The organism is Arsukibacterium sp., assembly GCF_033722355.1.
In the GTDB taxonomy this organism is placed as follows: domain Bacteria; phylum Pseudomonadota; class Gammaproteobacteria; order Enterobacterales; family Alteromonadaceae; genus Alishewanella.
The window spans coordinates 1-12,696 of sequence record NZ_JAWVZF010000006.1; the positions used below are offsets into that span (position 1 = coordinate 1).

A 12,696-nucleotide genomic window follows, 5' to 3' on the forward strand; every position below is an offset into this window, starting at 1 on the left:
ACGGCACCAACAGACTGAGTGGTAATGGCAGCGGTATAAATAATATTGTCTTTATCAAGGCCTTCATCTCTTACCATGACATTTTCAAAGCTGTTAATCACGCCTTGCAATGCCCGCTGTGAAGCAGTGGCAAGAGGTAAGGTGGTAATATCCTGTTTAACCAGCTCATAAGTTGTTGATGGTTTGATAGATTCGCCAGTGCTATCCTGCAAAATATCTGTCAGTGCCAGCAAATAGGTGGTGGCACTATCCAGTGGTTTTAACGGAACCACAGCCACGCTGTTACCACGCGCAGCAGTGACAAAATCCTGACCAAACACTAACTCTTCAGTGATCTGACAAGCTGCACCCCGTGGCACCTGGGTGCATGCCGCCTCAGCAGACATTGGGTCACCCATTAATGCCTTAAATACCCTCACCGCGCCGGGAGTCTGCGCACTATCTGCATTTAACGTGACGCCTGCCGGAAAGCTGATATCAATAGCGAAAGGATTCTGGGTAGACCACCCATCTAATGCACCTAGTGCCGTCTGCGGGTTAGTATAATTCGGGTTTTCCCCACTATCCAGAGTAAGGGTACCGTCTGTGGTGCCCTGGAATAATAAGTCGTTTGGAACTGACACCCGGCCCGCTGAAGGGTCAAAAACCACTCTGGAAGCTGGCACCACTGTGTCTTCACCGACTTCCTGTTTTATATCTTCTAATGAATCACCACAACCAGCCAGACCGACCGCTGCCGCAACAGCGATACTAATAGCAAGCTTTTTCATAATATCTCCCCGTCCTTAACGCTTATTTTTTTATTACAAAGCAAAACCTTGCTTTGTTTATTACGAATTCTTTTATTTTTAAGGTAGCTGCAAGTACAAACAGCTACGACCAGTTAAAGTTAACTCAAAGTCTGCCAGATCGCTAGCGTAAAAATACGGTTGGCAGCAAGAAAGATGCAAAATAGTTGTTTTAAGCGTATGCTTGCGCCGTTTTTTAACACAGACAGGTTAGATTTTATGGATAACTACACAGCCCCGCCAGGGGTGTTAGAAGGTAAAGTGGTTTTAGTTACCGGCGCCGGCGATGGTATTGGTCGTTGTGCTGCATTAACCTATGCCCGCTATGGGGCAACTGTTATCTTGCTGGGTAAAACAGTCAAAAAGCTTGAAGCTGTATACGATGAAATTATCGCTGCCGGCGACGCTGAACCGGCTATCGTGCCGCTGGATTTAAAAGGCGCAACGGCCAGTCATTATAAAGATATGGCAACCACCATTGAGCGGGAGTTTGGTAAGCTGGATGGTGTGCTGCACAACGCAGGTTTACTGGGGGTACTAAGCCCCTTTGAGCATATTAATCTCGCCAGCTGGCAAGATATTATGCAAATAAATGTGACAGGTGCGATGTTAATGACTCAGGCTTTAATTCCGGTGTTAAAAAAAGCACCGGCAGCCTCAGTGGTTTTCACATCATCAGGTGTTGGCCGAAGCGGTCGGGCATATTGGGGACCTTACGCTGTATCGAAGTTTGCTACAGAGGGGTTAATGCAGGTGATGGCTGACGAGTACGCCGACAGCTCAATCCGGGTAAACTGTATTAATCCTGGCGCTACCCGCACAGCAATGCGCGCAAAGGCTTATCCCGGCGAAGATCCGCTGAGCTTAAAAACACCGGCAGATCTGATGTGGCTCTACTTGTATTTAATGGCAGACGCCAGCAAATCAGTCAATGGCAAGTCACTTGATGCCCAGCCCAAATAGCATTCAGACGTCGATGGCATAATAAAAAAACCGGCATAAAAGCCGGTTTTTTTATTAAAACGAAAGCCTCAGCGTTTTTCCAGAATTTCGCCGCCGTTAGCCACCGCCCATTCATTCCAGATGGCTACCTTATTGTTGTAATTTTCAATCGCCTGCGCTGTTGCATCAGCAATCAGTTTGTCGACATCCTTAGCAAATTTTTTATCTACTTTCGCCAGTGGCACAACCTGAATGCCCCGTTGTTGCAGGCCTTTTTTCATCGTATGGGTGCGCAGCAATTGTAACTGTCCATTTTCGACATAGAAAAACTGGCTGTCTTTATTAATCGTCTTGAATTTCGGTTTTACTGGTCGCTTGGCACTGGCATTATCACTGTTTTCGGCTACGACAACATCACTGCTCTGTTTGTAACCAAGTTGCTCTAACGTGTATCCCTGCGCTTTAGCAAGTTGTTCCAGCTGCGCGATTAGCTCAACTTCCTGCTGGCGTTCAGCCAGTACACCATTTAACGTTTCAATGACTTCTGTCAACTTAACCAGCGTCAACTCTTTGGCTGCTTTCTTAAGTTCTTTTTTATCTAATAATAAAGACACGTCACTCTCCTTTATACAAAATTTAATAAAGAATAAGCAATTTCGCCGTTTAAATAAAGTGATAGAGACTTCTGAAATAAATATACTGAGCAAAAAAGCATATTCTATTCAGTTTCAGTTAAGAAAGACGTTATATCTGCTGTTTTTTGTGTCATCAGCATTGAATCACCACGAGTTTCAACATTCAATCTGACAACATTTTCGGTATTAGAAACGCGAAGATTAAAACGCCAGTTACCAAAATCCATACTTAGTCCATCAATATAATTAGTTTGAATTGCCTGGTCTGCATAATATGCTGCTAATTTAGTAATTACCTTTTGCGGATCCGTGATCCTAAAGTTCAGTTCGCCGGAAGAGGGATAGTCAGCAATCATTTGCTGAACCAATTGCGATAATTTTTTTCCTGACAATGATAATAGCTCGGCAACTAAAAGCCATGGGATCATCCCGCTATCACAATATGCGAAGTCGCGAAAATAATGATGCGCACTCATCTCTCCACCATATACTGCATCTTCAGCACGCATCCGCTCTTTAATAAATGCATGACCTGTCTTACTGCAAATTGCCAGGCCATTGTATTGCTGGCAAACAGCCTCAGTATTCCAGTACAACCGGGGATCATGAATAATTTTGGCTCCTGGCTCTTTTTGTAGAAACGCCGCTGCCAGAATACCGACAATATAATAACCTTCAATGAACTGACCTTGTTCGTCAAACAAAAAGCAACGATCAAAATCACCATCCCAGGCGATACCGAAGTCGGCCTGGTAGTGCCTGACGGCATCTGCCGTAGTCTGCCTGTTTTCCACCAGTAGCGGGTTAGGAATACCGTTAGGAAAGTGACCATCAGGCTGATGATTAACTTTAATAAAAGTGACCGGTATTTTATGCCGGATAAAAGCGTGCTCCAGCGCATCAACAACATGACCGGCAGCACCATTACCTGAATTCACCACCAGCTTTAATGGCTTGATATTGGCGCTGTTGATATATCCCAGCAAGTGATCGATATAAGGTGCGAGAATACTGTGTTTTTTATAGCTGGCTTTCCCGTATCGCCAGCTTCTATTACCAATCACCTTACTTTGTTCAGTAAGCTCCTGTAATGCTGACGGCATATATAAATCAGTCAGCAGTTGTCTGGCTTCATCACGGATCGCAAACAAACCGCTATCACCACTGATTGGCCGCGACTGTGCACGAACCAACTTCATCCCATTGTAGTCTATCGGGTTATGGCTGGCTGTTACCTCAATGGCTCCGTCGATTGCCAGATGCTGAGCAGCAAAATAGACCTCTTCGGTGCCCGTCATACCTAAGTCGAGCACGTCTACGCCTTCGGTCAGCAACCCTAACGCTAATGCGAGCTTAAGGGATTCTGAACTCAGCCGGATATCACTGCCCACTGCCACAGTTTGAGGTTTAATAATCCGGGCATAAGCCCGGCCAATACTGTAGGCAATTTGTTCATTCAGCTCGTCCCCTAATTTGCCACGGATATCATAGGCTTTAAAGCAGGATAACGATGTCATCTCAACCTCTGCCATACTTGTCAGCATAACGAACGATGTCATCTTCTCCCAGATAACTGCCAGACTGGACTTCAATCAGCTCTAGTGGAATTTTGCCGGGGTTTTCCAGGGAATGAACGACGCCAATCGGAATGAAAGTGGATTCATTTTCAGTAACCATAAATTCCTGATCACCGTTTCTTACCAGGGCAGTACCACTTACTACGACCCAATGTTCAGCCCGGTGATGATGTTTCTGAACCGATAATTTAGCTCCGGGTTTTACGGTAATATGTTTTACCTGATAGCGGGTTCCCTGATCGACTGAATCATATTTCCCCCAGGGCCGGAATACTTCCCGGTGTAAATCCACTTCGGTCCGGCCATAACTCTGCAACCGCTGCACGATGTTTTTTACTTGTTGAATGTCGTTTTTATCAGCAACTAACACGGCATCTTTGGTTTCGACTACGATAACGTTGTCTAAACCAATTACCGCTACTAACTTTTCTTCAGCATTAATATAACTGTTGTGGGTTGCTTCCAGCATAACATCACCACGACACGCATTGCCCTGCGCATCTTTTGCCATCACGTCCCACAGTGCATCGTAACTACCGACATCACTCCAACCCGCTTGTAATGGCACCATGACAGTGTTATCAGACTTCTCTAATACGGCATAGTCCAGAGAATTTGAGGGGCTGGTGCTGAACGCCTGGTTGTCAATCCGGACAAAATCTAAATCCTGACTTGCCGATGTCACCGCCAGCTTGCATGCGCTGACAATATCCGGCGCAAACCTTTCAAGCTCAGCCAGTAAACTGCTGGCTTTAAACATAAACATACCACTGTTCCAGCAATACTCGCCTGACGCCAGATACCGCTCTGCTGTGTTTTTATCTGGTTTTTCCTTGAATTCCGTCACCTCAAACGTATTGACCATACCAGCAATACTTTGCTGACTGCGGCGGATATAACCATAACCGGTATGCGCACTGACCGGCACTATACCAAAGGTCACCAACTTGCCTGCTTCGGCAGCCACCCTGGCCTCAGCAACCGCTTGCTGGAAAGCGGGTATATCCTGAATAACATGGTCTGCAGCCAGTACCAATAGCAACGGATCCTGTTCTGTCTGTAACGCCTGTATCGCAGCAATAGCGATAGCGGGGGCGGTATTACGGCCCACTGGCTCCAGCATGATACAGGCATCTGTAATACTCAGCTCGCGAAGTTGCTCAGCCACCATAAAGCGATGGTCTTCATTACAGACTACCAGTGGCGGCGCCAACTGCTCTATCCCCTTTAACCTTAACAGGGTATTTTGCAGCATACTTTTTTCGTTAACCAGAGACAGAAATTGTTTAGGTTTTTTTGCGCGGGACAAAGGCCAGAGCCGGGTACCGGACCCGCCAGATAAAATAACCGGGATCATTGCAACTCCTTGCGATACTTTCCATTAAATAAGTAGCTTAGTTGAGCTTAGTATAGCCAGCTTTACCCGCAAAGGTCACCCGGAATATTGATCTTGTTCAGAGCGGTTGATTGCAGTACCTGAACAGCAAAAGGCTGGTCGGTGCTCTTAATTGCGGTAGAATCAGCTATCTTAGCGCGACTATTCTCAGGATCAGTGTTATGCCAGACTTCACAGAGTTATTCATCAACAATAAAAACTGGGCAGATCGGATTGAACGTGAGCAGCCAGGTTTTTTTAAGCAGTTATCGGCGCAGCAAACACCTGAATATCTCTGGATTGGCTGTTCAGACAGCAGGGTACCGGCTAATGAGATAGTCGGCCTGCTGCCTGGCGAACTGTTTGTTCACCGGAACGTCGCAAATCTGGTGTTGCACTCGGATATGAATTGCCTGTCCGTTCTTCAATATGCGATTGATGTTCTGAAAGTCAAACATATTCTGGTAGTGGGGCATTATGGATGTGGTGGCGTAAAAGCCGCCATGATGAAGCAACGGGTCGGATTTGTGGATAACTGGCTGCGTAATGTAAAAGATGTCTATGCAATGCACCGGCAAGACGTAGACAGCTTCAGCGATGATAACCAGCGCCTGAACCGGCTGATTGAACTGAACGTCATCGAGCAGGTCCGGAACTTGTGTCATACCAGCTTTGTGCAGGAAGCCTGGGAACGTGGTCAGCCACTGGCGGTCCACGGCTGGGTTTACAGCTTGCACAACGGCAGGGTAAAAGACTTAAGGGTCAGTCACTCCAGTGCTGATAAAATAGATAACATTTATGCTATGGATCCTGTCGACAGTTAGGATGCTGCTGGTCATTATTTAAATAAAATCTCCTGGGGAGCAACGGGTTGATATACCGCACTGTGGCCTTCAACCCATTTATCATTCTGCAAATAACTGGACCGCACCTGTAAACTACCATCCGGCATTATTTTAGAGTGTGATTTAACTTTGGTAATGCCGTTCTGATTGTTTTCAACATTCTCTAATGCAGTGATTTCGCCAGTTTGTGGATTAAACTGCATAGTGCCGTAAGTATAAAAACCGGCAGTTGTAAAATAGTAGTAAGCCAGGCTGTCTTTTGCCTGATCCCAGAAAATAAAAGACTCGCCACCATATTCCCCGTGATTAATTGAATGCACTGTTTTAATTGCCTGGCCATTAAGGGCCCTCGACCAGTGCGAACGGTCAATAACAGGTTTATCGCTGCCAGGCTGCGCCAGATTACCTTGCCAGTACTGCCCCAGATAGGGCCGGAACACTTCCAGCTTCGGGTGCAGGCTTACTGTCTGGGCAGCACCGCTAAAATGACAGAAAAACAAACAACAGATTAATATATACGCTTTCATGGTAACGTCCCTGCAGCTCAAAATAATTAAGGTGGTTGAAGTATTAGAGATAGTCTGCAGAAAGTAAAATCTTAGCTATAACACCACCGTTTTATTGCCGTGGACCAGTACCCGGTTTTCCACTACCAGCTGCAATGCCCGGCTTAATGCCGCTTTTTCAACGTCCCGGCCAGCTCTGGCCATATCGTTGGCACTGAAGTTATGGTCCACCGTGCGAACCATCTGCTCAATAATGGGCCCTTCGTCCAGCAGTTCATTAACAAAGTGAGCCGTCGCACCAATAATTTTTACCCCACGTTCAAATGCTTGCTGATAAGGATTGGCGCCAATAAAAGCGGGTAAAAAACTGTGATGAATATTGATGATCCGGTTAGGATACCGGGCAACAAAGTCTGCACTTAAGATCCGCATAAACTTGGCAAGCACCAGATAGTCGGGTTGATAAGGCGCTACCGCAGCCAGAATCTGCTGCTCGTGTTCATTCCTGTTAATCCCCTGGTGGCTGATGTAATGATAGGGTATGCCAAATTTAGCTGCCAGCGCAGCTAATTCAGGGTAATTACCGACAATGGCGGCAATGTCTAATGCCAGTGAACCATCAAACACTTTCATTAAAATATCACCCAGACAATGGGCTTCCCGGGTAACCAGCACAACCACGCGTCTGGCCCCATCGCTTAACAGGCTACGGCGACTACCGGCTGGTAAAACCCGATCCAAATCAGACAGTAACGCGGCGTCATCAAATATGCCCTCAAGCACGGTACGCATATAAAACTGGCCCGTCACCGGATCGACGTATTCAGTGTTACGGATAATATTAAGCTGATATTGATAACAAATATTAGTAATCTGAGCGATCAGTCCTTTGGAGTCCGGACATTCGGTTAACAGGGTTTTCCGTTCCATTTTTACTCTTCACTTAACATTTTCTTGCCATTGTTACCTAACAATCATATGGAGTCAAAGACATTCAGACGTCTGTATTGATGCTTGTTGTTTAATGAAGGCAACTGCATAATGCGGGATTATTTTTGCTCGCAACGCGTAGTTACCATGAACTCTTTTCAGTTTAATGTTATCGGCACTATTGAATCACCGTATAAACAGAAGTTTGCTATCCCACGCCAGCCCGGGCTGATACCCGAAGCCCGGGGCAAGTTGATACTTACACCACCTTATGCTGATGATGACATCATCAGAGGTATCGAAACTTTCAGTCATTTGTGGCTGGTGTTTGTATTTCATCAAACGGCTGATAAAGGCTGGTCGCCCCTGGTCAGACCGCCAAGACTGGGTGGAAATACCCGAAAAGGTGTTTTTGCAACACGGGCAACATTCCGACCTAATCCAATTGGCCTCTCTGTCGTAAAACTGGACAGGGTATACCGAAAGCAAGACAAACTGGTGTTAGAGCTAAGTGGTATAGATTTACTGGATGGCACGCCCATCTTAGACATTAAACCGTATTTACCTTATGCTGATGCCCTGCAAGATGCGATAGGCGGATTTGCTGACAGTGCCCCGGAAACACTGATGACCGTCAGCTTCAGTGAGCAGGCAAGAGACTTCTGTCAGGCGCAGACGGCGTATCCGGACCTGGCGCTGTTAACTGAAAAAGTGCTGAAACAGGACCCACGGCCATCTTATAAAAAACAACGCGATGCCGCACAGCAGTACGGTATGACTTTGTACCAGTTTAATATTAAATGGACTGTCAATGGAGAACATAATCATGTTACTGAAATCTCTCAGCTATCTGAGTTTGCTGACCGTCGCAGCCAGTAGCATAGCCATACCCGATTTACCCGAGCCGGTCAGTAACAACAGCGTTGCCAGTGCGACAATTCGGGGTAAAACCTATATTATCAGCGCGATGGGGATTGGTCCTGGCAAACAGCATAATGACCTGCATAATAAAGTATGGATGCATACGCTGGGTGAATTCGGCTGGACTGAATTACCACCCGTGCCAAGTAAGCAACGACTGCAAGGGCGTGCCGCAGCCAGTGCTGTGGCGTTAAATAACAGCTTTTTTATTTTCGGTGGCTTTACGATCAGTGCTGATGGCAGTAAACAAACCGCGACGGACAGCTACCGGCTCGATCCGGTAACCCAGCGCTATACCCGGCTTAACGATATGCCGGTACCGGTAGACGATGCCGTCGCCCTGCCCTATCAGAATCGCTATATTTATCTGGCCAGCGGCTGGAGTGACCATGGCAACGTCAATTTGCTGCAGCTATTTGATAATTTTACCCAGCGTTGGTCGCAGGCCACCCCGTTTCCGGGAAAACCGGTGTTTGGTTTAGCCGGTGGTATTATTGATAATACGTTACTACTGTGTGATGGTATCGCTATCGAATACCCGCATGCAAAGCCGCGTAACTTTGTCGCAGAACCTGCCTGCTGGCAGGGTACTATTGGCAGCAACCCCAATCAGATTAGCTGGCAAAAGGTAGGTCACCCAACCGGAAAGGCTCGGTTCAGAATGGCTGCGACCGGAGCTGAAATTAATGGCGAACCGGTTATCATCTTTGTCGGTGGCAGCCAGCTTGGTTATCATTACAACGGCATTGGTTTTAATGGAAAAAGCGCCATCCCAAGCAGCGAGGTCTGGATATACTCGGTTTCAAGGCAACAGTGGCGAACTGCCGCAGACAGTGTTCCGGTAATGGATGCTCATGCTCTGCTGGAATTAAACGGCGAATTTTATACCCTTGGAGGCATGATTTCAGAGCAGCAGGTAATAAATAAGCCAATAAAACATCAGATTCAACTTCTGCCAGACTAAATGACTTGCTAGAATGGCCGCAATTTTCTGACTATTTTCTGAGAGTAGCATGCGTACCAGCCAGTATTTGTTATCGACGGTGAAAGAAACTCCCTCCGACGCCGAAATTATCAGCCATAAACTGATGTTACGAGCCGGATTGATTCGCCGGTTAGGTACCGGCATGTTCAGCTATCTGCCGACTGGTGTCAGAGTACTACGTAAAGTTGAAGAAATTGTCCGTCAGGAAATGAACAAAGCCGGTGCTATTGAAGTACTGCTGCCAATGGTTCAACCTGCTGAATTATGGCAGGAGTCTGCGCGCTGGTTCAGTATGGACGCTGAGTTGCTGCGTTTTAAAGACCGGCATCAGCGCGACTATGTGTTGGGCCCGACTCATGAGGAAGTTATTACTGATTTAGTGCGGCGGGAAATTACCAGCTATAAACAGTTACCGTTAAATCTGTATCAGATCCAAACTAAATTCCGCGACGAGCGCCGGCCGCGATTCGGTGTAATGCGAGCCCGCGAATTTATCATGAAAGATGCCTATTCTTTTCATTTAAGTCAGGACAGCCTGCAACAAACCTATGACGCTATGTACAGCGCCTATTGTAATATTTTTAACCGGTTGGGGCTGGATTACCGGCCTGTACAAGCTGACAGTGGCGCTATTGGCGGTAGTGTCTCCCATGAGTTTCATGTGCTGGCGGAGTCCGGCGAAGATGCTATCGCATTTTCTGACAGCAGCGACTACGCAGCCAATATAGAAATGGCGGAAGCCCTGGCACCTAACGGCAGCAGAGCAGCACCTGCGGCAGAATTAACCAGAGTCGCGACCCCCGCCGCCGGTACGGTAGCTGAGGTGGCGGCGTTGTTAAACGTTGCGCAGGACACTATCGCTAAAACGTTATTCGTGTTGGCAGAAGCTGATGACAGCGGAGCACAACAACTTATTGCCCTGGTATTGCGCGGCGATCATGAATTAAATGAGTTAAAAGCAGAGAAGCTGGCAGGGATTGCCAGCCCATTGCAATTTGCGACAGAAGAGCAAGTCAGAGCGGTATGCGGCGCCGGGCCCGGTTCAGTAGGCCCGGTTGGCTTGTCAATCAGGATCATTGCTGATCGCAGCGCAGCCCATCTTGCCGACTTTGTTACCGGTGCGAATCAAGACGGTTATCACTTTAGCGGAACCAACTGGGAGCGAGATATTCCGCAATATCAGGTTGCAGATATCCGGAATATTGTGGCCGGAGATCCCAGCCCTTGTGGCTTTGGTACCCTGATAATCAAGCGTGGTATTGAAGTGGGCCATATTTTTCAGTTGGGTGAAAAATATTCGAAAGCGCTTAAAGCCGGCGTTTTAAATGAAGAAGGCAAGCATCAGATAATGACTATGGGTTGTTATGGTGTCGGCGTATCCCGTATTGTCGCCGCGGCGATTGAACAAAATCATGACGAGAACGGCATTATCTGGCCAGATGCAATTGCCCCGTTTCAGGTTGCTCTTATTCCAATGAATATGCATAAATCTGTCCGTATTGCTGAAGTGACAGAGCAACTTTATACGCAATTAGCTGCGGCGGGTATTGACGTATTATTTGATGACCGCCGGGAACGCCCCGGGGTGATGTTTGCTGATATAGAGCTGATTGGCGTGCCTCATACTATCGTGATTGGTGAGCGTAATCTTGATAACCAGCAGGTGGAATATAAAAACCGCCGCACTGGTGAAAAAATGATGCTTGATATTACTGCTGTGGTTGCAGAAATCCAGCAAAAACTGCGCTGAGAAACCTGAGCTTTCCTATCCTGCCTCCCTGGCAGATTGTGTCACCCGCTGCACACAATCTGCCAGGGAGGCCACTTTTAAGCCTGCTGTATACTTGATACCTGTTAAAAATCTGACCTAACGTCATTTTGGCCTTTTAAATTAGAAAATACTAAAATTTAATTGTCAGCCTGTCTAAAACACCTTAGAATAAAGCCTGGTTATAAGCTTATTCCTTTTAAGAATATGTGGGAGGCAGCGTGGCAGCATTAGTTGGCGCATTAATTATCGGTTTAAGCCTTGGCTTGTTTGGCTCAGGCGGCTCTATTCTGACCGTGCCGGTTCTGCTTTATCTGCTTCACATGCCAGCAGAGTTAGCGATCGCTTCGTCATTGTTAATTGTGGCTGGAATCAGCTTGTTCGGATCTGTCCATAACGGTATGAAAAAACTGATTAGCTGGCGCCACGTGCTGTGGTTTGGCTTACCGGGTATGGTCGGTACCTACGTTGGCGCCTGGGCTGGGACGCGTGTCGATGGCCGCTGGCAACTGCTGGTGTTTGCAATACTGATGATAGTTGCAGCCGTGTTAATGTGGCGCAGTAAACTGAAAGAAGTGGCGATGCTGCCTGACTTTAATAAAACCAAGGTGATTGCCGATGGTTTGCTGGTTGGCGCCGTTACCGGTTTTGTTGGTGTAGGTGGCGGCTTTCTGATTGTACCGGCTTTAGTAATAATGGCTGGTTTACCGATCGCCGTCAGTGTTGCGACCAGCTTACTCATCATTGCCATGAAATCCTTTGTCGGTTTTGCTAAATATTATCTGGTATTCAGCAGCCAGGGTGTTCAGTTTGCCTGGTCTGTGATGGGCTTAATGATCCTGGCCGGCGTTGTGGGCAGTTATTTTGGTGGCTGGATCGGCAGGCGCTTAGCCAAAGACAAGCTACAGCGAGGTTTTGCGGTATTTTTAATAGTAATGGCTGTTATCGTTATTACACAGTCAGTCCTTTAATTCAGCTTAACGTCAATTAAGGAATTGCATATGAAAACATCACAGCAACTGATTGCCGAAGCAAGAGCCGGGATCAGAGAAACGACAGTCGCGGATTTGGCAGCATATTTAGCGCAGCACCCACAACCCCGCCTGATTGACGTGCGCGAACCCGCAGAATTTGCTCAGTGCCATATCGCAGGCGCAGTAAACTACCCCAGAGGTGTGCTTGAGATGCAGCTGGCAAATCATCCGGCAGTTGCCGCCAGTGGCTGCGCCGCAGAGGTTGCCCTGGCACAATTAGCTGAAGCGCCGTTATATCTGATATGTCGCTCTGGTGGCCGTTCTGCGCTGGCAGCAGAATCGTTACAACGCATGGGGTTTACAGAGGTTTTCTCTGTGGCCGGTGGTATGCAGGATTGGCTTGCAGCGAATTTTGCGACCCAACCCCTGCCACAGAATCAGGGAGAATAA

General features: G+C 47.2%; 12 protein-coding genes and 1 pseudogene. 7 read left to right on the forward strand and 6 right to left on the reverse strand.

The genetic code is table 11. The features are described from left to right. Positions 1 to 770: pseudogene (locus R3177_RS01390) on the reverse strand (lipase); the annotation flags it as partial. A gap of 237 nt (positions 771 to 1,007) precedes the next feature. Here R3177_RS01390 and R3177_RS01395 point away from each other — a divergent pair. Then, positions 1,008 to 1,751, forward strand: coding sequence for a YciK family oxidoreductase (locus R3177_RS01395; protein ID WP_318969258.1), 744 nt, complete (start codon positions 1,008 to 1,010; stop codon positions 1,749 to 1,751). 68 nt (positions 1,752 to 1,819) lie between these two features. On the opposite strand, the gene R3177_RS01400 is transcribed toward R3177_RS01395, so the two are convergent. The 3 genes from R3177_RS01400 to R3177_RS01410 form a co-directional block, all read right to left on the reverse strand. Continuing rightward, on the reverse strand, positions 1,820 to 2,344 hold the full coding sequence (locus tag R3177_RS01400; RefSeq protein WP_318969259.1) for an H-NS histone family protein: 525 nt from the start codon (positions 2,342 to 2,344) through the stop codon (positions 1,820 to 1,822). Between the two features lie 104 nt (positions 2,345 to 2,448). Next, a complete protein-coding gene (locus R3177_RS01405) occupies positions 2,449 to 3,924 on the reverse strand; it encodes a phosphomannomutase CpsG (protein WP_413229052.1) in 1,476 nt (491 codons plus the stop codon). Continuing rightward, complete coding sequence (locus R3177_RS01410) at positions 3,884 to 5,299, reverse strand: mannose-1-phosphate guanylyltransferase/mannose-6-phosphate isomerase (protein WP_318969260.1); 1,416 nt, start codon at positions 5,297 to 5,299, stop codon at positions 3,884 to 3,886. The genes R3177_RS01405 and R3177_RS01410 overlap by 41 nt, the downstream gene beginning before the upstream one ends. 200 nt (positions 5,300 to 5,499) lie before the next feature. Here R3177_RS01410 and can point away from each other — a divergent pair, with 200 nt between their 5' ends. Beyond that, complete coding sequence (can, locus tag R3177_RS01415; protein ID WP_318969261.1) at positions 5,500 to 6,141, forward strand: carbonate dehydratase; 642 nt, start codon at positions 5,500 to 5,502, stop codon at positions 6,139 to 6,141. Positions 6,142 to 6,155: 14 nt separating this feature from the next. On the opposite strand, the gene R3177_RS01420 is transcribed toward can, so the two are convergent. Beyond that, the gene (locus R3177_RS01420; protein WP_318969262.1) at positions 6,156 to 6,689 is read right to left on the reverse strand and encodes a hypothetical protein; all 534 of its coding nucleotides are present in this window, start codon (positions 6,687 to 6,689) and stop codon (positions 6,156 to 6,158) included. A gap of 75 nt (positions 6,690 to 6,764) precedes the next feature. Next, complete coding sequence (purU, locus tag R3177_RS01425) at positions 6,765 to 7,598, reverse strand: formyltetrahydrofolate deformylase (protein ID WP_318969263.1); 834 nt, start codon at positions 7,596 to 7,598, stop codon at positions 6,765 to 6,767. Positions 7,599 to 7,745: 147 nt separating this feature from the next. Here purU and tsaA point away from each other — a divergent pair, with 147 nt between their 5' ends. The 5 genes from tsaA (at position 7,746) to R3177_RS01450 (ending at position 12,696) form a co-directional block, all read left to right on the forward strand. Beyond that, a complete protein-coding gene (tsaA, locus tag R3177_RS01430) occupies positions 7,746 to 8,477 on the forward strand; it encodes a tRNA (N6-threonylcarbamoyladenosine(37)-N6)-methyltransferase TrmO (protein ID WP_318969264.1) in 732 nt (243 codons plus the stop codon). Continuing rightward, positions 8,425 to 9,483, forward strand: coding sequence for a galactose oxidase (locus R3177_RS01435; protein WP_318969265.1), 1,059 nt, complete (start codon positions 8,425 to 8,427; stop codon positions 9,481 to 9,483). The genes tsaA and R3177_RS01435 overlap by 53 nt, the downstream gene beginning before the upstream one ends. A 49-nt stretch (positions 9,484 to 9,532) precedes the next feature. After that, a complete protein-coding gene (locus R3177_RS01440; protein WP_318969266.1) occupies positions 9,533 to 11,254 on the forward strand; it encodes a proline--tRNA ligase in 1,722 nt (573 codons plus the stop codon). A gap of 239 nt (positions 11,255 to 11,493) precedes the next feature. Continuing rightward, positions 11,494 to 12,243 (forward strand): sulfite exporter TauE/SafE family protein, encoded by a 750-nt coding sequence (locus R3177_RS01445; RefSeq protein WP_318969267.1) that lies wholly within the window; start codon positions 11,494 to 11,496, stop codon positions 12,241 to 12,243. Between the two features lie 30 nt (positions 12,244 to 12,273). Next, a complete protein-coding gene (locus tag R3177_RS01450; protein ID WP_318969268.1) occupies positions 12,274 to 12,696 on the forward strand; it encodes a rhodanese-like domain-containing protein in 423 nt (140 codons plus the stop codon).